This window comes from Hymenobacter sp. UV11, from assembly GCF_004684095.1.
Classification (GTDB): Bacteria; Bacteroidota; Bacteroidia; order Cytophagales; family Hymenobacteraceae; genus Hymenobacter.
This window is the reverse complement of sequence record NZ_SRII01000020.1, coordinates 1-22,611: the sequence shown is the minus strand read 5'-3', so window position 1 is coordinate 22,611 and position 22,611 is coordinate 1. Positions and strand designations below refer to the sequence as shown.

The following is a 22,611-nucleotide window of genomic DNA, read 5'->3' as shown; positions in this document are numbered from 1 at the left end:
CTGGTCTTTAGTTGTATAAACCAAAGATGGTTAAGAATTACAAAACGATAAATTGTCGAAAAAAAATGGAAAGTATATTAAAAAATTCTTCAATCAAGAATAAAAAGAATGTAGCAGCTGTAGGAGCTATTGCAATTGGTGCCTTAGCTGTAGGAGCCATTGCGATTGGAGCTTTAGCTATAAGCACTTTGGCTATTAAGCGTGCCGCCATCAAAAATTTAAAGATAGGCACATTAACAATTGATAAATTGATTATCAATAGCAGCGAGAAATCTCACAAATAAATGCTGAAATACTAATGCTATTTCTCTAATAAATCATATTAGAGAAAGAAATTTCTTCCTTATTTTAGATATTATGGATTTTTACTAGTAGCATACTTAATCGAATTAATTCAAGTGTTCTTGTAATTGGGTAATAAATTAAAAGAAAGAACAAAAATATAGCACATTAGGTTAGCTTTCAAAGCAAATTCTTTGCGGAACAGCGGTTATTGTTTAGAGTAATTTATATGCGATTCATGCAAAAAATTCTAACAAGGATCTGCTTGTTTTTATCGATTATCACCTTATTGTCATGCTGTTCACAACCGCCGATGGACGATAAATTTTACTTTCCATCCAGTAAAATTTCGCCCTCGCTAGATAGTATTAGGCACGAAGAAGTTTTCATTGCCATAGACACTGTCAGGTTGAACGCTGTTTTTATTAAACCCAGCACTAAACCCAAAGCCACTATTTTTTTCTTGCACGGAGCCGGGGGAAATATTTCTACCTATTTGTATATGGTTCGGCCACTTGTTAATGATGGTTATCAAGTATTTATGATTGATTTCAGAGGTTATGGAAAATCCACCGGTAAACCAACTCATTTAAATATTGCCTCTGACGGACAGCGGGTATTAAACTATCTGCTGCAACGTTCGGAGGTAAAGAATACAAAAATTATCGTCTACGGGGCTTCCATTGGCACGCAAGAAGCTGTCCATCTAACCAAGGACAACCCGGATAAAATTTCAGCTTTGATCCTGGACGGAACGATTAGCTCTTTTACCGACATTGCCGTTGACCAAGCGCCTGCTGCGCAACGGATAATTATAAAAATATTCGTTCCCTCTCCTTACTCCGCTAAAGAAGACATTAAAACAATCAGTAGCATACCTAAGCTTTTTATCCATAGTCCACTGGATACCCAAGTACCACTAAAGGAAGGCGAGTTGGTATATAATAATGCCCTAAAACCGAAAGTATTTTTTAAATATTCTGGAGAGCATTTGCAGGCGATGAAGCTTGAGCCTACCCTAGTGTTACAAAAAATTAATGAATTATTAACTGATAGTACGGTTGAGTAACTTGCGTTTAGGGCCGGTTAAAATTTATGGATAAGGGGTTGAATGCTGAGCGTTGACAAGCAACCGAAGCGCGTAGTTGGGGCGGTGCGATCCGTTAAAGTTTTCTATCTAACTTACCGCTGGGAGTCGGTCAGGTCGGTCCCGTACCTGTTTGGCCGAATTGAGGGAATCCACAACCCTAGCCAGTTCCTTCTGTGTATCAGCGCATAACGTCTCTTTGCAGGCGTTACTATCAGGGTAAAAGTTAGTATGCAAAGTGCTTTTGAAATCTGCCACGAAGCAATCTTGCAGCTCAATCCCAAGGCTACCCAAGCGGAATGGGATTATTTTGAAAGTGGCTTGACGTTGCACGCGTTGCAGCCAAAGGAGTTTTTTATTGAAGCCGGCAAACGTACTGACCAGTTGGGCTTCCTAATCAGCGGACTAATTAGGGGTTTTTACCTAAATCACCTGGGGGCGGATGTTACGACCAATTTTGTAGCCGAGCGGCAGTGGGCAACGGATTACCCTTCCCTGCTGAAGGGCAGGCCCAGCCGTTATTCTTTCCAGTGCCTCGAACCCACCACCATCCTTACCGTGCCGTACGTTCATCTCAGCAAAGGGTATGACCTGTTTGTGGGCTTTGAACGCAATGGCCGGCTCATCGCCGAAGAAGTGCTCCAGCAGCAGCAGCACCGAATCGAAAGCTTTCAGTTTGATTCGGCGGAGCAGCGTTACCTGGACTTCGTGAAAGAAAACCCCGGCCTGTTTAACCGCATTTCGCTTACCCATCTTTCTTCTTATCTGGGCATTGAGCGTCCTTCCTTAAGCCGCATCCGGAGAAAATTGTAGCCTTGCAACGCTTTGTAACATGGGTTACAGGTGTACGCTGGTTACCAGAGGTACTTTTGAGGATACCAAAACACAGAAAGTATGCGCCCCTGCTTTGTAAGGAGATTGGGGGTATCGTAGAGTAAAACTATGGGTTTGTGAACATTCCCGTACTGACGGCGCCAGCAAATGAATTCGACCAAAGGCAGTGAAAACGGGTAACTAAAGTACCCCATCCACCGGCTGTCGTCAGTAAGGCTTATTTATGCCGGCAGTGGTATACACAACGGCCCAATATGCCTGGACTGGTGCCTCGCGGGTAGGGGACACTTCGGCAGCGCTGCACTACCAGCGTTGTGGACGCGGCGCGTAGGATGGATGCCAGACGAGAAAAAAGTGGCCGCGCCCAGTCTCCCCTTGTCGTAGTTACAGCTGGGAAAGGCGCCACGCAAATGGGGAAGGCGTTGAGACCAGCTGCATTACGGACGTTTGCAGGCCCTAAGCAGCGCCAGAATCGTCATAGCTGGTGTGGTGATGAGAGGGGGCCTTCCAGCGCCTTATCGGCTGAGCGATAGGCTGTCAAGGCGAAGCCCCCAGCGGCGATTGTGGGCCTCGTCGCCGTAGCGCTATCGCGGTTCCTGCTGGTAGTTCATGAACCCCTGATAGGCCAATGCTGCCAGGGGCTGGCCCCGCTGGCAGCACCGACCCTGTGTCAGGGGCAAAGGCCCCATGAGCACCCTAATGGCGCTCACTACTGGTATCCCTAAAATGTAATTATTCCTAAACTACCGTGAAAGTAACTGTTAATGCCGTAATCAACCTGCACAAAATACTGGTTTCGCCACTGGTGCTGTGGCTCATGTGGTCCTACCATAACTGGAGCGCGGCGGCTTTTTTATACCTGGGTCTCCATGGTACGTACGCCGTGCTCTGGCTCATCAAGCAAAACGTGTATCCTGACAAGCGCTTTGCGCAGGAACTACCCGTTTGGATGGGAATCCTAACTCCTTTCATCCCCCTCGCCAGTTATTACCTGGCGCCTTATCTGCTGATTTCCCAGCATACTGTTCTGCCCGCTTGGGTGTTCGCCGTCGCCCCGCTTCTCTATACCCTGGGTATCTTCTTGCATTATGTGAGCGATGCGCAAAAATACTTTACGCTACGTTTGCGAAAAGGACTAATTGAAGACGGGCTATTTGCGCGCACCCGCAACCCCAACTACCTGGGGGAGATTCTAATCTACGGAGCATTCGCCCTTGTTTCCTGGCACTGGCTGCCAGTACTGGTACTGGCCGGGTGGACAATTTATTTTTTTATTAACATGGGCAGCAAGGACCGTTCGCTGGCCCGGCACCAAGGGTTTGCGCAGTATAAAGGCCGGACAGGCAAAGTGTTGCCCAAGCTCTTTTAAAAAATGAGCTGGTTCAGCTACCGCACGGAATTGGGACGTCGTTGGGGTTGCCTTAGTAACCGGACCAAGAAGTACGGTAAGGACCTCAGGGGTCGCAGGCATTGACCAGCGCCCTGCATCGCCCCCAACAGAAGGCGACGGCGAGCAGCCCATAAGCCAAGCCTATGCTACTGGAACGAGGTAGGCCGGGGCGGGCACTTCGTAGCCTAGGAATAGGCCGCGCTACTCGCCCCCGCGCTGCGCAACGACTCTTGCTCCCAGCGCGCGAATTAGCCGGTCATTTCAACCGCACTTATAAGCATTTTTTTATGAATGTCCTCATCACCGGCGGCACGGGCCTCGTGGGCACCCGCCTCTCGGAGCTGCTTACCGCCGCCGGCCACACGGTGGCGTGGCTGAGCCGCGGGGTGGCCGCTGGTGTTCCCTACCGCACCTTTCGGTGGGACTTGGCGGCCGGCACCCTCGACCCGGCCGCCGTGCCCTTCGCCGACGCCGTGGTGAACCTGGCCGGGGCCAGCGTGAGCGTCGGCCGCTGGACGGCGGCCCGCAAGCAAGAGCTGCTGGCCAGCCGCCTGGGCAGCGTGGCCCTGCTGCGCCGCGAGCTGGCCCGGCCCGGCCACCGCGTGCGCACCGTGCTCTCGGCCTCGTCCATCGAAGTCTACGGCGACCCCGGTGACCGGCTCGTGGCCGAAACCGCGCCCCTGCCCGCGCCCACTGATTTCCTGACCGGCATGGCCCAGCAGCGCGAACGGGCCGCGGAGGGCCTGGCACTGCCGGGCATCCGCCTAGTGCTGCCCCGCATCGGCCTCGTGCTCAGCACCCAGAGCGGGATCTTGTCGGCGCTGGCCCGCCCCGTGCAGCGGGAGTTCGGGGCCCCGCTGGGCAGCGGCCGGCAGTGGCTATCCTGGATTCACCTCGACGACCTCTGCCGCCTGCTCGTTGCGATGCTCACCGACGCGGCCTGGCACGGCCCTTACAACGCCGTGGCCCCCTACCCCGCCACCAACGAAGCCTTCACCGAAGTGCTGGCCGCCGTGCTGCACCGGCCGCTATGGCTGCCCCACACCCCCGCCTGCGTGCTCCGGCTGGCAATGGGCGAAAAGAGCCAACTCGCGCTGGGCGGCCAGCGCGTGAGCGCGGAAAAGGCGCTGGCTCAAGGCTTTGCGTTTGAGTACCCGGTGCTGCGCGAAGCCTTGCGGGCGCTGTACGGCGAGGCCTGAGCCACCCCAGCCGCGAACCACGAACTTCCCGGCCTGGCGGCGGGCGCGGCGTTTATCTCCGCCCGGTTTTCCCCAAGTTTCTTCCGCTCCCCTAAATTCCTTACCCCTGATTCACGCCGACACCTGCGTGACGCTGGCTTCGCGCCCCGTGGGACTGCCGCAGTCGACCAATTTTGCCTTCGACACGGCCGACGTGCTGCCCCTAGCCGCGGGCCAGGTCCTAGTCGAGGTCGCAAAACCACCGTTTCCTGGAGCCCTTGTGCGTACCTGAATAGATAATGGAGCAGAAATAGCAAATATGCTGCTACGCTAACGATGAGGGTCTAAAACATCCCAAAAAACCCGCGTTTCTAGCTCATCTAGGTGTCCTGCCCTACCCTCCAACAAACGAGCGTTTTCTGGAAGGGTGTGATGGATTTCTTCGGCAAGTAGTGGTTGAGGGTTGGGCTAGCTCCATCCTATGAGCCTGTGCTGTCTATGGCCCGTATGGGGCACCGCTTAACTTTCCCAGGAGATGTAGTCCACTTTCCCTTGCTCGTCGGTGTTGACCACCAGCAAGTTGTTGCACGGCTCTCCCGCCAAGTAGATAGAATAATCAAAGGTGGCAAACTGTTGCGTGTCGTCCTTGCCGTCGGGATGAAGGCCAACCCTGATTGATTTCATTTCTCTCAGCAGTCGAAATGCTCGGACGGCGGGTGACGTCATTACAGGCAGTAGCGCAGAGATCTCCGCTTCGTCAAGTTCGTCAAGTTCGTCAAAATAAAAGGCGATGTAATCGGCTATTTCCCTGTCTGCGGTAAAGTATTGTTCTTGCGCGGCGTGGTTGTGCCCATCCCACCACGCCAGGTTATTCAAGAAGACTTGAATGGTGCGGATGGTCTCTAGACCGATGGTTTTGTTTTGAAAGTTTGGGTCCAGGTTAACTGTCAAGTCATGAGGTAGTCGGGTAGAAATGGACACGGAGAAAGTAACTTTCTCCGTGTCCATTTCTACCCGACTACCTCACCCGCGGCGGGCGAACCTTTTTTCGCTCTCCGGCACTTGATTTTCGTGGGTCAGCTGCCCCCGGCGAGTAGCTTGAAACGATGCTTACTATGGCCATATTACACCCAGGCTACCGCTAAATTACGGGTTTGTTGCGTTAATATTTCCTCTAAATTACTCATGTAACGCCTTGATTATCAATTAATGTTTTATCAATGAAGTAAAGAAAAAGGCTGTAATCGACCGGTAATTTTGCAGTGCTATTTCATCTGCTAATGCTGCAAGTTTACTACGTTCGAACTGCTTTTTTCCTCCTCTTCTTTGGGCTGTTTAGCCAAGGAGCGGCCGCCCAGCGCGCCGGAGGCCTGGCAACCCTGCGCGGCACAGTGTACGCCACCGCGACGGGCGAGGTGCTAATTGGGGCCACCGTGGTGGTACCGGCCACGCAGCAGGGGGTAGCCACCGGGCTTGACGGCACGTTTCAGCTGCGGGGCCTGGCGCCGGGCCCGCTGGTGGTGCAGGTCCGCAACCTGGGCTACGCCCCGCAGACGCAGACGCTAACGCTCGCGCCGGGCCAAACGGCCACCCTCAGCTTTCGGCTGGCGGCCAGCGGCCAGGAGCTGAAGGAAGTGACCGTGACCGGGCAGGCCGACCGCGAGTCGGATGCCAGCGTGCGGCGCTCGGAGCAAAAGGCCGATAACGTGCTGAATATCATCTCGGCCAAGGCCATTGAGCTGTCGCCCGACGTGACGGTGGGCAACGTGGTGCAGCGCGCCTCGGGGGTGTCTATCGTGCGCAATTCCAGCGGCGACGGGCAGTACGCCATCATCCGGGGCATCGACCCGCGCTACAACTACACGCTGGTGAACGGGGTCAAGATTCCGAGCCCCGACCCCAAAAACCGCTACGCGCCGCTCGACATCTTCCCGGCCGAGCTGCTGGAGCGCCTCGAAGTAGTGAAAGCCCTTACCCCCAGCATGGAAGGCGACGCCATCGGCGGGGCCCTGAACCTGGTGATGAAATCGGCCCCCGACCACCTGGTGGCGGTGGCCACGGCCGCGGGCGGCTACAGCGACATCTTTGGCCAGCGGCCCTACGCGGGCTTCAGCAGCGGCGGGCTGGCGCCGCAGTCGCCGGGCGAGACGCACCCCGCCGGCTATGTGGCCCAGCCCGGCGACTTTGCCAGCCAGCAGCTGAACTACAGCAGCCAGAAGGCGCCGGTTAACTCCCTCTTTAACCTGACCCTGGGCAACCGCACCAAGGATGGCAAGCTGGGCCTGCTGGTGGCGGGCAGCCTGCAAAACACCTACCGCGGCTCGGACCGCCTCTACTACCACCCGCTGGGCCAGCCCAAGCCCGAGCCGGCCAATACGTTCACCTTTGACGAGGTGCAGCGCCTGGAATTTTCGACCCTGCAAAACCGCCTGGGTTTGCATGCCAAGCTCGACTTTGTGCCCAATGCCCGCCACCGCATTGGCCTGTACTCGCTGTGGACGCGCCTCGACGACACCCAGCACCGCCACCTAGTGTCGAACGACCTGGGCATTGGCGGCGACGTGCCTACTACCGAGCGCTCGCGGTTTCAGCGCCAGCAGATTTGGTCCGAAACCCTGCAAGGCGACCATGACCTGGGCACGCGGCTGCACTTCAACTGGTCGGCGGTGTACGGCCGGGCCACCTACGCCACCCCCGACCTGACGAGCATCGGCACCGTGCGGGCCACGGCGGCCAATACCCAGCAGGGCACCTTCGTGCAGTCGAGCAGCCACCTCTGGCAGCGCAGCCTCGACCAGGATGTGGCCGGCTACGCCAACCTGACCTACCACGCCACTACCAACCTGGAGCTGATGGCCGGCGGGCTGCTGCGCAACAAGGACCGCAGCAATTTCTACGACTACTATAACCTGACCGCGGCTACCACCGGCACCGGCACCAACAACCGCCAGCCGCTCACCACCTACGACCAGGCCCGGTTCACGTTCAACAACACCTTCGACGGCCAGCCCAAAACCACCGACGGCAACAACTACACGGCCACCGAGCGCATCACCGATGCCTACGTGCAGGCCAAGCTGCTGCTGGCTGAGCGCCTGCAGCTACTGGGCGGGGTGCGCGTGGAAAACACCAACCAACACTACGACTCGCAGGCCCCGGCCACGGTGGTGGGCCGCAGCGGCACCATCAGCTACCTCGACGTGCTGCCCAGCGTGCACGCCAAGTACCTGCTCAGCGAGCACCAGAACCTGCGCCTGTCGTACTTCAAGAGCATCAGCCGACCCGCGCTGTTTGAGCTAGTGCCCGCCACCTCCAGCTACGATACCGACAATGACATCCTGCAGTCGGGCAACCCCTACCTCAAGCACACCCAGGCCCACAACCTGGACCTGCGCTTTGAGCACTACGGGCCGGCCAACTCGCAGCTGCTGACGGGCGTGTTCTACAAGCGCATCGACAACGCCATCGAGTATACCTTCGCGCAGGTCAGCAACAACACGTTCTACTACACGCCCACCAACCCGGCCGGCACGGCCACCAATTTTGGCGCCGAGCTGCAGTTTATCAAGTACCTCCACAACTGGGGCCTGACCGGCAACTACACCTACACGCACTCGTCCATCACGACCACCAAGCGCGTGTACTACCGCGCCGCCGACGGCTCGCTCACCACGGCCGACGTGGGCCAGCCCACCGCCGAGTTTCCTACCCCCCCCACCCAGACTCGCCCGCTGCAAGGCCAGAGCAACCACATTGGTAACCTCACGCTGCTCTACCGCAGCGAGGCCCAGGGTTTCAATGCCCAGGTGGCGGCCGTGTACACGGGCCGGCGCATCGCCGTGGTGTCACCCTACAAAGACCTTGACCAGTGGCAGCGGGCCACCACCCAGCTTGACTTTTCGGCCGAGAAGCGCCTGCACCCGCACCTGACGGCCTTCGTCAAAGTCACCAACCTGCTCAATACGCCCACCGTGCTGGAAGTGCTGCAATCCCCTACGGGCGGTACGCTCAGCCTGCCCGAGCAGAGCGCCAGCCAGAATTTCCTGGTGCAGCGCGACGTGTACTACCGCACCTACCTGCTGGGCCTGCGCTACCGCCTCAACTAGGCCCCTACCCCCCTTTTTACCGTCGTCTTCGTGAAGCGTTTTTTCCGACTGCTGAGCTTGCCTGCGCTGCTGGTGGCTAGCTTGGCCGGGGCTCACCCGGCCCCGGCCAGGCCCCGGCCCCTACCCCCCACCAGCACGTTCACGTTCGTGGCGCTGGGCGACATGCCCTACACGCTGCCCGCCGACTACGGGCGGTTTGAGAAACTCATTGGGGCAATAAACCAACAGCGGCCCACTTTCTCGGTGCACGTGGGCGATATCAAATCGGGCTCGACGCTGTGCACCGAGGAAATGTACGGCAAGGTGCTGACGGAGTTCCGGACCTTCGAGCAGCCGCTGGTGTACACGCCCGGCGACAACGAATGGACTGACTGCAACCGCCCCAAAGCCGGCGGCTACGATCCGGAGGAGCGCCTGGTGGTGGTGCGTCGTATGTTCTTCCCCGACCATAATTCCTTCGGCAAGGCCAAGCTGGCGCTCACCTCGCAGGCCCTGGACCCGGCCTTCGCGGCCTACGTGGAGAATAACCGCTGGAGCGCCGGCAACGTGGCCTTCGCTACGGTGCACCTGGTGGGCTCGAACAACAACTTCGTGCCCAACGACGCCAAGGGCCAGAATCGCGAGTTCTACGAGCGCCAGCGGGCCAACCTGGCCTGGCTCAACGCGGTGTTTGCCGAGGCCACGGCGCAGCGGCGGCTGGGCGTGGTGCTGTTCACGCAGGCCGACATGTTTAACCCCGCCAAGGATGCGAAGGACGCCGACGGCTTCACCGAAATACTGGCGGCGCTGACCCGGCACGCGGTGGCCTTTGGCCGCCCGGTGCTGCTGGTGAACGGCGACTCGCACCGCCTCATCCTCGACAAGCCCTTGCTCAACCCGGCTTCGCCCAAGCAGGTGCTCCAAAATTTTACGCGCCTGCAGGTGCCCGGCGAGGCCGACGTGCAGGCTGTCCGCATCACCGTGGACTCCCACCAACCCGCCCTCTTTTCGGTGCAGGAGCTGGTGGTGCCCGGCAATTAAGACTGCCTTTTTTAACTCCCTATTTTTTCATTTCCCATGAAATTTCTGACAACCGCGCAGCGCAGCACTTCCCTGCTGGCGCTGGCCAGCCTGGGCCTGCTGGCCTCGTGCAACAAGTCGAACGAGAACGTGCAGCTCTCGACGCCCCCGCTGACCGTGGGCAAGGCCGTGGACAACACCGCGCCCATCGGCGGGGCCGTTAAGGGCACGATGAAGCAGGATTTGAGCTTCGACGTGAACGCCGACCTAATTGTGAATGCCGGCGACACGCTGGTGATTCAGCCCGGCGTGAAGGTCAACTTCCTGGGCAACTACAACTTTGTGATTAAGGGCACGCTGCTGTCGCTGGGCAGCATGGCCAAGCCGATTTATTTCGCGCCCAAAACCTTCGTGCACACCGACCAGGTGGGCGCCGACCCGGCCACCGACCCCGCCTACCAGGGCAAGTGGGGCGGCATTTTGGGCGACGTGACCTGCCCGCTGATGGTGATAAAGTGGACCCACGTGGAAGGCGGCGGCGGCAACGTGGTGACCTCGCCCGTGTCGGCCGGCATTGCCAACAACAAGAACACCTACCCCATCTTTTTCCAGAACCCGCAGGGCGTGTTTGACCTCGAAGACTCGTGGCTGTACGGCAGCACCGACGACCCGATTCGCATCCTGGGCGGCCGCATCAACGTGATGCGCAACACCTGGGAGAAGGGCGGCAAAACCGGTGGCGAGTACCTGAATATCAAGTCGGGCACCACGGGCAACATTGCCTACAACCTGTTTATCGGCTCGGCCACCAACGGCTCGAAGGCCTCGAACAACGGCGGCAAGAACCCGCAGACCACCATCTACATGTACAACAACACGTACGTGCACGATGGCTACCGCCGCAACTCGGCCGGCCGGGGCGGCTCCATCAACTACGAGGAGGGCTCGCGCGGGGCGTACTACAACAACATCATGGTCAACTGCAAATACGGCCCGCGCGTAGTGGGCTCGGGCAACTACCTGGGCAACGTGCTCGTGGTGGCCGACACCGCCAACCTGAAGTACGGCTACAACCTGAACTACGCGGACTCGCTGGCCCAGGCCAACGAAATCTACCCCACGTCCTTCCTCACCAAGCCCCAGACCACCGATATGCCGCTGCCCAGCTCCTTCCTGCCGGCCGGCTACAAGCTGGGCCAGGTGTATAACGGCAGCGCCGCGCTGAGCAAGAACAACCCGCAGTTTGTGGGCTTCCCGCTGCCGTTCGCGGGTAAGCGCCTGGCCGACGTGAACACGGTGGGCACCTACAACTTCCACCTCAACAGCACCTCGCCGGCCATCGGCAAGGGCTACACCAGCTTCGCGCCGCTGGCTACCTCGCCGGCCATTCCGGTGAGCGCCAACTTCGGGGCCACGGCCATCAACCCGCCCAGCAAGGACCTGGGCGCCTACCCTACGGACAACTCCGGCAATCAGCACTAACACGATAGGCTTTCCAACCTAAACACCTTCTAGAACGTCATGCTGCGCTTGTCTCAGCATGACGTTCTTTTTAATAGCTTCTTATGCGATTTTTTGCCTACCCCCTGCTGGGCCTGCTGGCCGCGCTGAGCCTCGTCGGCTGCCATAGTAGCCCCGACGCGACGCCCCAGCCCACGCCCTTCCCTACCCCCACGGCCGCGCGCGACACGCTGGCCTACTCGTTTGCGGTGCTGGGCTGCAACCGCGTCGACAACTCGGACGTGAACCTGGCCACCAACCCCAGCACCGCCAACGTGCCGCAGCTTAACCAGACCTATGCCGAGCTGGCGGCCCTGAAGCCGGTGCCCGACTACCTGTTTTTCATGGGCGATATGGTGCTGGGCTACTCGCCCGACTCGGCCGTGATTAGCCGCGAGCTGCGGGCCTGGGTGCGGCTCTACCAGGCCGCGCCGCTGAGCCGCACCGGCATTCGGCTGGTGGCCATGCCCGGCAACCACGAGGTGATGAGCGGTAAAAACCAGCCTTCGTTTGGGGCCGCCGAGCAGGCCTGGCGCGCCGCCATGAAGCCCTACACCGTGGGTAGCAACGGTCCCACCGCCGGCGGCCCCGACAAGCTGGCCACCGACCAAAGCCGCCTCACCTACTCGTTCGACTACAAGAAATCGCACTTCGTGGTGCTCAATACCGACCCTGTGGGCGCCGAGGCCACCGTGCCGCTGGCCTGGCTGCAAGCCGACTTGGCCGCCGCCCGCGCCAAGGGTAGCCAGCATATTTTTGCTTTCGGCCACAAGCCGGCGCTGCCCGCGCCCGGCGGCGATGGCCTCAGCAACGGCGGTAGCATGTGGGACGTGCTGGAGGCCAACCACGCCGAGGCCATGCTGGCCGCCCACAACCACCTATACTTCCGCTCGCAGCTGCCCAGCTACCACCCCTGGCAGATTGTCGCCGGCAACGGGGGTAGCGTGCTTGACGCGAGTGCCTCGCCCAACAAGCTTTTTTACGGCTACACGCTGGTCAAAGTCTTCACCAGCGGCAAGGTGAACGCCTACAGCTACGGCCGCGACCTGCCCGCCAACGGCTACCTGGGCGCCGTGACGGCCGCTACCCCCACCACCCTGCGCGACTCGGTGGATATGACCTGGAAGTAGTTGCCGAGCCAAGACAGTTCAGGGCAAAAGCACCAAACGCACATTTAGCGTTTCCTTATTGCCGAGTTAAAAAGCAGGCATCAATTCCAGTATCTAAAGGTACTTTTAATCAACACTTTTGTGCATAGATCTACGCTAAGTATGTATTTGGTGCTTTTGCCCTGGTAGAATTTAAGGGATAGTGGGAGGGTATCTTTTCCCCTTTGGTTCCTTGGAAAAACCACTTTACGTAGCAAAGCTACCCGGACACATCTTGGAAAAAGGGCGGTTTTCGACTCCTTGACTGCTAAACATAGGATAGTACTTTTTTGAGATAGCAAAGAGTGGGGACAGAGCGTGCTGGTAGGCGAATTCGTGAATGATATTTCCCAACTTATGAGCGTAACTCCTTGCCTTTTAGTAATTCAGAGCGCCCAGCCTATTCGCCTATCACTCTGCCCGCAGGCTCAGCACGGGGTTGCGGCGGGCGGCCCGCCAGGCCTGCACGCTCACGGTGAGCCAGGCAATGAGCAGGGCCCCCATTCCGGCTGCGGCGAAGTACCACCACTGCCACGCCACGCGGTAGGCAAAGCCTTCCAGCCACCGCTGTAGGAGCAGGTAGCTCAGAGGCAGCGCCAGCACGATGGCCACGACGACCAGCCAGGTCAGGCTGCTGGTCAACAGCCAGACGATGCCCAGCTCGCTCGCGCCTAAGGCCTTGCGGATACCTATTTCCTTGCGCCGCCGCTCGGCCGTGAAGGCCGCCAGCCCCAGCAGGCCCAGGGCGGAAATGAGAATGGCCAGCCCGGCGAAGTAGCGGGCGAGCACGGCCACCCGCCGCTCGGCTACGTACTGCGCCTGGTAGTCGGCGTCCAGAAACGTGTAGTCGAGCGTAAAGCCGGGGTTGTAGGCGGCGTACAGTTGCTGAAGCCGCGCAATCGTGGCCTGCTCCGCGTGGGGCTGGAGCTTGACGTAGATGGTACCCATGAGCACCTGGGGTTCGAGCCGCAGGAGCAGGGGTTTGATTTTTTCGTGCAGGGACTCGTAGTGGAAGTCGCGGACCACGCCCACGATGCGGGCCCCGTCGAGTTGTTGGCCGACGGGGTCGGGCATCCCCAGGCCGGCCACCAGGGCCTGGTTGACGAGAATGGCGGCGCTGTCGGCGCGGAACTGCGGCGCAAAGCTGCGGCCGGCTACCAGGTGCAGGCCCATCGTTTCCGCCAGGTCGTAGTTGACCTGCATCGTCCCGACTGGTAGGCGCTTACCCCGCCAGCTCATCTCTGCGACGTAGTGCCCCCCTAGGAAGCCGCCCGAGACGCTGGACGCCTGCACGACGCCGGGCAATTGCTTCACCTCGCTCATAAAGGCCGCCGGCTGGCGAGCCGCCTTGCCGGCCGCATCAAAGCGGAGCACGTGCGCTTTGTCGTAGCCCAGCGGCTGGCGCTGCACAAACGCCAGCTGCGCGTTGACGACCACCACGGCCACGATGAACAGCACCGAGAGCGTGAATTGCAGCACGACCAGGCCCTGCCGCGTCCACACGTCGCCGGCCTGGGTCGGCAGCTTGCCTTTCAGCACGGCCGCCGGCTGGAAACCCGACAGGTAGAACGCGGGGTAGCTGCCCGCCAGCAGCCCCGTGCCCAACGCCAGGGCCAGGCCGGCCCCCACCAGCGGCCACTCCCAGCGCAAGGTCAACGGCTTGCCCGTCAGCGCGCTGAACTGCGGCAGCACGAGCTGCACCAGCCCCACGGCCACCACCAGGGCCAGCAAGGCCATCACCACGGATTCGGTCAGGTACTGCCCTACCAGCGCGGCGCGGCTCGCCCCCAAGGCCTTGCGAATGCCCACTTCCTTGACCCGCCGCGAGGCCTTGGCGGTAAACAGGTTCATGAAATTGATGCTGGCAATCACCAGAATGAGCCCGGCAATCAGGGCGAACAGCCGCACGTAGGTAATGCGCCCCCCGGTGGCGACGCCGTTTTCGTAGGTGCCGTGCAAGTACCCCGCCGCGAACGGCCGCACGAACAGCGTGCGCCCCTGGGCCTGCGCGCTTTTGGTTTTCAACAAACCCGCCAGCTTGGCCTGAAACTGCGCGGGGTCAGCCCCCTCCTTCAAGGCTAAATAGGTATTGAAGGGGCCATCGTCGTCCCACTTGATGGTTTCGCTCATCTGCATCCGGTCCCTGAACGAGGCAAACGGCAGCACGAAGTCAAACTGCTCGGACGAGTTGCGGGGCACCCCGGCAAACACCCCGGCCACCAAGCTAGTCTGCGTGCTATCGGCGGCCAGTTGCCATTTCACGGCTTTGCCCAGGCTGCGCTGCGGCGACCCAAAGAGCTTGGTGGCCAGGGCTTCGGAGAGGACAATGGCGTGTTTATCCCGCAGCACCGTGGCGGGGGTGCCCACCAGCAGGGGGTAGGAAAACAGCTGGAAGAAGGCCGGGTCCGCGTATTTGGGGACGGCGGTGAGGTGCTGGCCGCCCGCCGCCAGCGTGAACTCGGGGAAGAACGGGACCGGCGTGGTGGTGGCCACGAAGTCAATCTCCGGCATTTCCCGCCGCAAGGCCTCGGCCAGGAGCGGTATGGTGCCGGTCTGCGTCTCGATGCCGGCGGCGGTGCGACGGTTTTCCATCACCTGATACAGCCGGCCGTCCAGGGCGTGGTAGCGGTCGAAGCTGCGCTCGTCGCTAATCCAGAGGTAGATGAGCAGCGCGCAGGCCAGGCCGGTTGAGAGGCCAATCAGGTTGATGAAGAACGTGCTTTTGAACCGCTTAAAATTGCGGTAGATGAGCAGCAGGGGGTAGGGGAGCATGGCCGAAGGAGGAAGCGTTCAGAACTGGCTGCGGCTGTTTTCGAGCACCACCTGCCCGTCGAGCAGGCGGATGACGCGCCGGGCGTACCGGGCGTCGTGCTCGGAGTGCGTGACCATGAGCACGGTAGTGCCCGCCTCATTCAATTCGGTCAGCAGGCCCAGTACGTCGTGGCCGCTGGCCGAGTCGAGGTTGCCGGTGGGCTCGTCGGCCAGCAGCAGCGGCGGGGCATTCACCACGGCGCGGGCCACGGCCACGCGTTGCTGCTGCCCGCCCGAGAGTTGCAGCGGAAAGTGGTTGCGCCGGTGCAGCAGCTGCATTTTCTCCAACACCTGTTCCACCCGCTGCCGCCGCTCGGCTGCCCCCACGCCGAGGTAGCGCAGGGGCAGCTCCACGTTCTCGAACACCGTCAGTTCGTCAATCAGGTTGAAGCTCTGAAACACGAAGCCCAGGCTGCGCTTGCGCAGCTCGGCCCGCTGCCGCTCCGAGTAGCGGCTAGTTTCGGTGCCCAGCAGTTGCAGGCTGCCGCCGTCGGGCTCGTCGAGCAGGCCCAGCAGGTTGAGCAACGTCGATTTGCCGCAGCCCGAGGGGCCCATGATGGCCACAAACTCCCCCTGCTCCACCGTCAACGAGACGTGGTTCAGCGCCTTGGTTTGCACCTCCTCGGTACGGTACACCTTTTCTAGGTTTTCGGTCTTAATCATGAGCATTAGCTTTTTATGGTCAAGTAGTTACTAAAATTCTATGGCTGGCCATTGTCCAGCACCAACTCCTGTTGGTCGGCGTAGCCCTCATAGCTGGACGTCACAACTTGGTCGCCGGGCTGCAGGCCGGCCAGCACTTCGTAGTAGTCGGGGTTCTGCCGCCCCAGCCGGATGGCCACCCGTTGGGCCCGGGTGCCGTCGGGGCTCAGCCGGAACGCCCAGTTGCCCACGGTTTGCTGGTAGAAGCCGCCTTTGGGCAGCAGCACCGCCGGGGCCTTCGCACTCAGCGCCAGCCGGATGGGTAGGGTCTGGCCCCGCCGCAGGCCCGGTGGCGGGGTACCGGTAAAGGCCAAGTCGATTTGCAGGCCTTTGGCCACTTGAGCGAAGATTTTGGTCACGCGAAGGGGGTAGGCCTGGCCCTCCACCACCACTTCGCCCACCTGGCCGGCTCCGATGCGGGCAATGTAAAACTCGTCCACCGTGGCGTGTAGTTTTACGCCCGCCAGCGCATCAATCTGCCCTAGGCGCTGGCCCCGGGTTTTGGCCTCGCCCACTTCCGCGGCCAGCGAGCTGAGCCGCCCGCTGACCGGGGCCCGCAATAGCAGGTCGTCCATCTTGCGCCGCATCAGGGCCAGGTTGCTGGTCATGCGCTGCACCGATTCCTGCATGGTGCCCAGCTGCTGCTGCATGGCCACCGAATCTTGGCGCAGGGTCTGCTGCGTCAGCTGTCGCCGGCGCAGCTGGTAGCGGTAGGCGTTTTGGCTCTGCAAGTAGTCCTGCCGCGCAATCACCTTCTGGTCGTACAGTACCTGGTTGGTGTCGAACACCCGCCGGGCCTCGGCCAGCTGGAAGTCGATGTCCGCCAGCTGGTTTTGGCGCAGAATGCGGTTTTGCAGCAGCTGGTTGCGGGTATTGCGCAGGTTGTTCATCAGGTCGTACACTGCCGTTTCGCGGTTCACCATTTCCAGTTGCAGGTCGGGGTTGGTCAGCCGCAGCAGTGGCTGGCCCGCCGTTAGGGTCGTGCCTTCTTCCACCAGCACTTGCTGCACCGTGCCGGCCTCTGCCGCGTCCAGGTACACGGTGTGCCGCGGCTGCACCACCCCGTCGATGGCCGTAAATTCCTGAAAATTACCCCGCGTAACGGAGCTAATGGTCAGCCGGCTGGCCGCGACGTGCAACCGCTGGCCCGGCCGGGGCCAGTAGCGGCGGGCCACTCCCGTGCCCGCCAGCACCAGGACCCCCAGCCACCACCAGCGGGTAACAAACGACCATTTTTTCTTCGGTATTAAGACATCCATTCGGTTCGGCGCGGGAAATAGCTGCAAAAAAGCTACTGACCGAGGATGCCAAGAACGGTGCCTTACTCACAAATCATTGCTAATCAGCAGTCTGATTTTAAGTTTTGGTTGCCAGCTGCTGCCGAGCGTCCGGTTTCGATACAGTTGACCGTACGGTTCTGATACAGTCTGAAGCTGTTGATGGGCTGAAAACCGCCTGACATACTGAAATCCAGTATTTTCTGAGGCTTGCACGGTTTATGTGGCCTGGGTTGGGACGGGTGCCTGTCTGCCCCGACTTTTACGTTTTTTCCATTCTTTTTTTCATGAATCTTAAGCACGCCCGCATCCTGGTGGTAGACGACGAGCCCGACGTGCTGTTCGCCCTCAAGCTGCTGCTCAAAACCGAGGTGCGGGAAGTCGTGACGGAGAAAAACCCGGAGCTGCTGCTCTCATTGCTCCGCCAGCAGCCCTTCGACGCCGTGCTGCTCGACATGAATTACCGCAGCGGCCAGGCGACGGGCAACGAGGGCTTCTACTGGCTGGGCCGTATCCGGGAGCACAACCCCACCACGGCCGTTATCCTGCTAACGGCCTACGGCGACGTGCGCACGGCGGTGCGTGCCCTCAAGGCCGGCGCCACCGACTTCCTGCTCAAGCCCTGGCACAACGACCAGCTGCTGCAAACGCTGGCCGCCGCCCTCCAACCTAAACCCGGCAGCAAAAGCGGGGGTAGCCCGAAAAAGCCACGTGAGCCGGCCGCCACTACTGCCCTGCTGGGCGAGTCGGCCGCTATGCAGGAAGTCCGCGCCATTATTGAAAAGGTCGCCCCGACCGAAGCCAACGTGCTGCTGCTCGGCGAGAACGGCACGGGCAAGGAGCTGGTCGCCAAGTCCCTGCACGAGCAGTCGCGCCGCGCCGCCCGGCCCTTCGTGGCCGCCGACGTGGCCGCACTCAGCGAGGGGGTGTTTGAAAGCGAGCTGTTCGGGCACACCAAGGGCGCGTTCACGGATGCCCAGGCCGGCCGCGTGGGCCGGTTCGAAGCGGCCACTGGAGGGACCTTGTTTCTAGATGAGATTGGTAACATTGGCCTGCCGCAGCAAGCCAAGCTGCTCACGGCCCTGCAAAACCGCCAGGTGGTGCCCGTCGGGAGCAATGCCTCCGTCCCAGTGGATATCCGGCTGTTGTCGGCCACCAACGCTTCGTTGCACGCCTTGGTGGCGCGCGGGGCCTTTCGCCAGGATTTGATGTACCGCCTCAATACGGTCGAAATTACGCTGCCGCCGCTGCGCGAGCGCGACGACGATGTGCCCCTACTGGCCCAGCACTTCGCCCAAGTGTACGCCGCCCGCAACCGTCAACCCGAGCCGGAATTCAGTGCCGCTGCCCTGCGCAAGCTCCGGGAGCACCCCTGGCCCGGCAACGTGCGGGAACTGCAACACGCCGTGGAGCGGGCCGTTATCCTGGGGGCCGGCCCCGTGCTGCTTCCGGCCGATTTCTCGTTTCGGAACCCCGAATCGGCTTCTGCTTCCGCGGCGGCAGCGCCAGCTGAGACTGTGACTGAGCATCCGTTGCCGTTGCTGGAGGCAGAAAAAAACACCATCCAGCAGGCCATTGCGCGCCACCAGGGCAACCTCACCAAAGCGGCTAAGGAATTGGGCCTCACCCGCACCGCGCTCTACCGCCGGCTCGATAAGCATGATATGTAATAACGTGGACGTCCGCCTGCTGGGACGATTGGTACTGCTGGTGGCCGCGTTAGGCGGGGGCGGGTACGCCGCGCAGCACCACGCCTACGGCCTGGCCTTGGGGGCCCTGGGGCTGCTGGTAATCCTGGTCCTGGACCTGGCCCGTTACCTGACGCGCGGCCAGCAGGCGCTAGCTGACTTTACCCTGGCTCTGAAGTACCGGGATTTTTCGCGGCAGTACCCGGCGCAGGCCGTCCCGGCGTCGCTGCGGCCCTTGCACGAGGCTTTCAACCAGATCAACGCCACGTTTCGGGAGTTGCGGGCCGAGCAGGAAGGGCAGTTTCAGTACCTGCAAACCATTCTGGCGCTGCTCGATACGGGCATCGTGTCCTATGACGCGGCGGGCACCGTGGCCTGGGTGAACGAGGCGTTTAAACAAACGCTGCACCTACCTTACCTAAAAAATATCCGGGCGCTGCAATCCCGCCAGCCGGTCCTCTACGAGGCCATCTGCCGGGCGGTGCCCGGCCAGCCCGTGGTGGTGAAACTGACGGTGGGCCCCCAAACGGTGCAGCTGCTCGTGTCAGCCACACAATTTAAACTACGCGGCGAAGCGTTTACGCTGCTAGCCTTCAAGAACGTGAGCCAGGCCCTGGCGGATACTGAAACGGCCGCATGGCAGCAACTACTCCGGGTGATGACGCACGAAATCATGAACTCAGTCGCCCCCATTGCTTCGCTGGCTGATTCGCTGGGCCGCCACGTGCAGCGCGTCCGGCAGCAGGAAGTTTCCGGTGAGTTGCTCGAAGACGTGGGCACCGGCATTCGCATCATCCAGCAGCGCAGCGAAGGACTCCTACGCTTCGCCCAAGTGTACCGCGACTTTAGCACTCTGGCCGCGCTGCAGCGCACGACCCTCTACGTGCAGGAATTGCTCCAGGCCACCCGGCAGCTACTGGCGGAGCAACTGGCCGCGCAAGGCATTGAGGTCACCTTCAGCGTCCGTCCTGCTCACCTCATCCTGCACGCCGATGGCCATCTACTGGAGCAAGTGCTTATCAATCTGATGCTCAATGCTGCGCAAGCAGTCACGCAAACCTCTAACCCTCGCATTAGCCTTTTGGCCTGGCCCGATGAACAGGAACAGGTGGTTATCGAAGTAAAAGACAACGGGAGTGGCATACCCGCCGACGTACTGGACAGCATCTTCATTCCTTTTTTCACCACCCGCCCCGACGGCTCCGGGATTGGGCTGAGCCTAGCCAAACAAATCATGCAGTTGCACCAGGGCAGCATTCAGGTCCATTCTGTGGAGGGGGCGGGTAGTGCGTTTCAACTGTGGTTTCCCGCCTCGATTACCTGCTAGGGGTGCGTTGGTAACCGGACCAAAAATGAGTGAAGAGGAGCTTAAAACGCTTAGTAAACGGTCTCTTAATTAACGTTGTGCCAGGCCTAGGGCGAAGAGGTGCGTCTTGTTGACGCTGATCCAGATCTTAACACTGTCCCCCTATTGGAAGACGGCTTCCCTGATTCATCTGACAGCGGTACATCCTAGACCAGCTGGAGCCAAGGTACCCATCAGAATTGTTACGTATCAGAACTGTTGCCTAGCAGAACTGTTGCCTAGCAGAACAATTTTATAGTTACTTATCAACCCATCAAACCACGAACAGAGCTAGCAAACTATCTGCCTACCTGCCTAGAATTATAACAGGCTAGTTTTGTAGCTAGACAACTAGGTGTTTAGGCACTTAGTTGTCTAGCTACTTGTGCCGAGGTGCTGGGGATGCGAGCAGCTCAGGCTACCAGGCGCTGAGGCGGGGGGTAGACGGCATAGTAGACGCTGACGGCCTTTGCCTTTTTCGAAGATAGTTCCGGAGCTTTCAGCGGGGCAATGGTAGGTGGGTGTTATCCAGCAAGCCATGACTTTGTGGCCACAACCCGCTGGGTGGGGCCACAAAGTCGGCGTCGCCAAACTGGACGCAAGCTAGTTTGACGAGGGCCAGTGGGCGCGCGTTTCGTCTGCTCAAGGGCCCCGGTAAGGGTTGCGGTTTTCGCGTAAATCAAGCGCTTTGCGAGTGGGCCAACGACTAGCAGGTAACCTAGCTGCGCTAGCCCAGAGAGGTCCGGGTAGGGCAGCGAGCAGCAGACCTTTCTGGCTAGTCAGGGGCTAACGCAGGTTTCCCTCCCGACGAAATCGGGTCCGCGCCGAAACAGTTGAGTGGTAGCAACTGCCCGCTTGAGAAGGTAGGTGAGACGCTGCTTAGCCCCAGCATTAGCAGCTTGACAGGTCAGTGTTGGGGCGATTAATGGCCTAATTCATTACTCTAAGACGCAGGTTTGAGGGCCTTAGCTGCTCGTCGTAGGGTGTTCACTTGGCTCTACCCCGCCCCCATTGCTATACTTTTGTGCGGTATGGGTCACTACACCGACGCACCAGAAGACAATCTGCTTGGCCTCACGGATAAAGAGGCACTCAATGAACAAGAGGCACTCGGCGTCGCCACCGTCGAGCGCTACTTGCTCGAAGAGTTAGACTATCCCGTAGCCCTCTCCGTTGGGCTGTTGCAGGAACTGCACCGCCGCGCGTTTAGTCACTTGTATAACTGGGCCGGCCAGTGGCGACGCACGGTCCCTAATGTGGGGGCCTATCTGCCACCCCCTGCCGCCCGCGTGCCACAGCTGCTGTATGAGTTTATCGACGAGCTGCGTCATCGCCAAGGGTTGTTGCCCTCTCCGCCGAACACCACCCAGGTAGCGGCCCTACTTGCCTATGCCCACCATCAGTTCGTTGCCATTCACCCCTTCACCAACGGTAATGGCCGCACGGCGCGCCTCTTCACCAACCTGCTCGCCTACAGCTACGGCTACCAAGAAGTCGTACTCTACCAACGCGAAGTCGGCGAAGCGCGCACCCACTACCTGGCGGCTATCCGCCAAGCCGATGACTACGACCTGCGCAGCCTGCAACAGCTTATCAGCGGGCAGCTCCGCCCGCTGGACTAGCGGGTGGCTGGGAGTCGGTCTGAGCATAAAGTGCTTCCAGGCGCTCCATAGAAACCGTCTGGTTCTCCAAGGCCATCGAGGCATAGACCGACCGCAACACCATCGCTTTAACCACGGCGGGGTCCTGTAATTGGCGATAACGGTCGCGCAGTTTCATAAGGTCGAAGATAGAGGCTAGCAGCTAACTGACCGGTGAACGACCTGTAAATTTCATGTCTGCGTGCTTGCACTATCGACTCGCAAGACCGAAAGGCGCCGTAAATGGCTAAAAAGCTGTCTTATAATTCCCCTTATGGTAAGCAAGTGGGGAGCAGCGCTTCGTTTTAGGCAGCCCGCTGGCCCGATGTCGTAGTGAACCGGGGTATAAACACGCGCAGCACGCGGTAAACACGCGCAGATGGGGCCACTGACTAGGGGAAGGGTTAGCTAACCCGGTCTGCTAGCGTGCTCGTACGAGCAGCCAACCAGCACGCCGACCGTTCGGTAGCCTCCTACGCCTATTTTTAGGCCTTTCGGCCCGATGGGGCTCCTCAGGCAACCGCTAGCCAGACCGATAGGACCGATAGCTGAACCGATATGGCCCATGTCTGGGCCGATAGCGGACCGATAGGACCGATACCTGGACCAATAGGACCGATAGGA

Annotated in this window: 17 protein-coding genes; 12 read left to right on the top strand and 5 right to left on the bottom strand. The window is 59.9% G+C overall.

The window, feature by feature from the left end; genetic code table 11:
- Nucleotides 1–65 precede the first annotated feature (65 nt).
- The 5 genes from E4631_RS23805 to E4631_RS23785 all read left to right on the top strand — a co-directional run bounded on the left by E4631_RS23805 (nucleotide 66) and on the right by E4631_RS23785 (nucleotide 4,792).
- Nucleotides 66–284, top strand: coding sequence for a hypothetical protein (locus E4631_RS23805; protein WP_133656691.1), 219 nt, complete (start codon nucleotides 66–68; stop codon nucleotides 282–284).
- Between the two features lie 311 nt (nucleotides 285–595).
- Nucleotides 596–1,351 carry an alpha/beta hydrolase gene (locus tag E4631_RS23800; RefSeq protein ID WP_205704305.1) on the top strand — a complete coding sequence of 252 codons (756 nt, stop codon included), beginning with the start codon at nucleotides 596–598 and terminating at the stop codon, nucleotides 1,349–1,351.
- A gap of 249 nt (nucleotides 1,352–1,600) precedes the next feature.
- Nucleotides 1,601–2,182 carry a Crp/Fnr family transcriptional regulator gene (locus E4631_RS23795; protein ID WP_133656693.1) on the top strand — a complete coding sequence of 194 codons (582 nt, stop codon included), beginning with the start codon at nucleotides 1,601–1,603 and terminating at the stop codon, nucleotides 2,180–2,182.
- A gap of 769 nt (nucleotides 2,183–2,951) precedes the next feature.
- The gene (locus E4631_RS23790; protein WP_205704304.1) at nucleotides 2,952–3,572 is read left to right on the top strand and encodes a DUF1295 domain-containing protein; all 621 of its coding nucleotides are present in this window, start codon (nucleotides 2,952–2,954) and stop codon (nucleotides 3,570–3,572) included.
- A gap of 308 nt (nucleotides 3,573–3,880) precedes the next feature.
- The gene (locus tag E4631_RS23785; protein WP_133656694.1) at nucleotides 3,881–4,792 is read left to right on the top strand and encodes a TIGR01777 family oxidoreductase; all 912 of its coding nucleotides are present in this window, start codon (nucleotides 3,881–3,883) and stop codon (nucleotides 4,790–4,792) included.
- Nucleotides 4,793–5,290: 498 nt separating this feature from the next.
- Here the strand turns inward: E4631_RS23785 and E4631_RS23780 are convergent, their stop codons facing one another.
- The gene (locus tag E4631_RS23780) at nucleotides 5,291–5,752 is read right to left on the bottom strand and encodes a DUF2004 domain-containing protein (RefSeq protein ID WP_166648005.1); all 462 of its coding nucleotides are present in this window, start codon (nucleotides 5,750–5,752) and stop codon (nucleotides 5,291–5,293) included.
- 299 nt (nucleotides 5,753–6,051) lie between these two features.
- Here E4631_RS23780 and E4631_RS23775 point away from each other — a divergent pair, with 299 nt between their 5' ends.
- From E4631_RS23775 to E4631_RS23760, 4 genes are all read left to right on the top strand, one after another.
- Entirely contained in the window at nucleotides 6,052–8,877 is a 2,826-nt protein-coding gene (locus E4631_RS23775) for a TonB-dependent receptor (RefSeq protein WP_133656696.1), read from the top strand.
- A 30-nt stretch (nucleotides 8,878–8,907) separates the two neighbouring features.
- A complete protein-coding gene (locus tag E4631_RS23770) occupies nucleotides 8,908–9,897 on the top strand; it encodes a metallophosphoesterase (RefSeq protein WP_205704303.1) in 990 nt (329 codons plus the stop codon).
- Between the two features lie 36 nt (nucleotides 9,898–9,933).
- Nucleotides 9,934–11,358: a hypothetical protein gene (locus tag E4631_RS23765; RefSeq protein WP_240735210.1), complete on the top strand. Its 1,425-nt coding sequence runs from the start codon at nucleotides 9,934–9,936 to the stop codon at nucleotides 11,356–11,358.
- Between the two features lie 83 nt (nucleotides 11,359–11,441).
- The gene (locus E4631_RS23760; protein WP_133656697.1) at nucleotides 11,442–12,506 is read left to right on the top strand and encodes a metallophosphoesterase; all 1,065 of its coding nucleotides are present in this window, start codon (nucleotides 11,442–11,444) and stop codon (nucleotides 12,504–12,506) included.
- A 429-nt stretch (nucleotides 12,507–12,935) separates the two neighbouring features.
- Here E4631_RS23760 and E4631_RS23755 read toward each other — a convergent pair whose 3' ends face one another.
- Genes E4631_RS23755 through E4631_RS23745 form a run of 3 tightly spaced genes read right to left on the bottom strand, consistent with a single transcriptional unit; the run spans nucleotide 12,936 to nucleotide 17,296 of the window.
- Nucleotides 12,936–15,296 (bottom strand): FtsX-like permease family protein, encoded by a 2,361-nt coding sequence (locus tag E4631_RS23755; RefSeq protein ID WP_133656698.1) that lies wholly within the window; start codon nucleotides 15,294–15,296, stop codon nucleotides 12,936–12,938.
- Between the two features lie 18 nt (nucleotides 15,297–15,314).
- A complete protein-coding gene (locus E4631_RS23750) occupies nucleotides 15,315–15,998 on the bottom strand; it encodes an ABC transporter ATP-binding protein (RefSeq protein ID WP_022821726.1) in 684 nt (227 codons plus the stop codon).
- Nucleotides 15,999–16,036: 38 nt separating this feature from the next.
- Nucleotides 16,037–17,296 carry an efflux RND transporter periplasmic adaptor subunit gene (locus tag E4631_RS23745; RefSeq protein ID WP_133656699.1) on the bottom strand — a complete coding sequence of 420 codons (1,260 nt, stop codon included), beginning with the start codon at nucleotides 17,294–17,296 and terminating at the stop codon, nucleotides 16,037–16,039.
- Between the two features lie 305 nt (nucleotides 17,297–17,601).
- Here E4631_RS23745 and E4631_RS23740 point away from each other — a divergent pair, with 305 nt between their 5' ends.
- From E4631_RS23740 to E4631_RS23730, 3 genes are all read left to right on the top strand, one after another.
- On the top strand, nucleotides 17,602–18,984 hold the full coding sequence (locus E4631_RS23740; RefSeq protein WP_133656700.1) for a sigma-54 dependent transcriptional regulator: 1,383 nt from the start codon (nucleotides 17,602–17,604) through the stop codon (nucleotides 18,982–18,984).
- Nucleotides 18,974–20,329, top strand: a complete 1,356-nt coding sequence (locus tag E4631_RS23735; RefSeq protein ID WP_166648006.1) for a PAS domain-containing sensor histidine kinase — start codon at nucleotides 18,974–18,976, stop codon at nucleotides 20,327–20,329. Before E4631_RS23740 ends, E4631_RS23735 begins: the two co-directional genes overlap by 11 nt.
- Before the next feature lie 1,049 nt (nucleotides 20,330–21,378).
- Entirely contained in the window at nucleotides 21,379–21,969 is a 591-nt protein-coding gene (locus tag E4631_RS23730; protein WP_133656702.1) for a Fic family protein, read from the top strand.
- On the opposite strand, the gene E4631_RS26090 is transcribed toward E4631_RS23730, so the two are convergent.
- Nucleotides 21,941–22,126, bottom strand: coding sequence for a hypothetical protein (locus E4631_RS26090; RefSeq protein ID WP_167797044.1), 186 nt, complete (start codon nucleotides 22,124–22,126; stop codon nucleotides 21,941–21,943). The two genes, E4631_RS23730 and E4631_RS26090, sit on opposite strands and share 29 nt — an antisense overlap.
- Nucleotides 22,127–22,611: the final 485 nt, after the last annotated feature.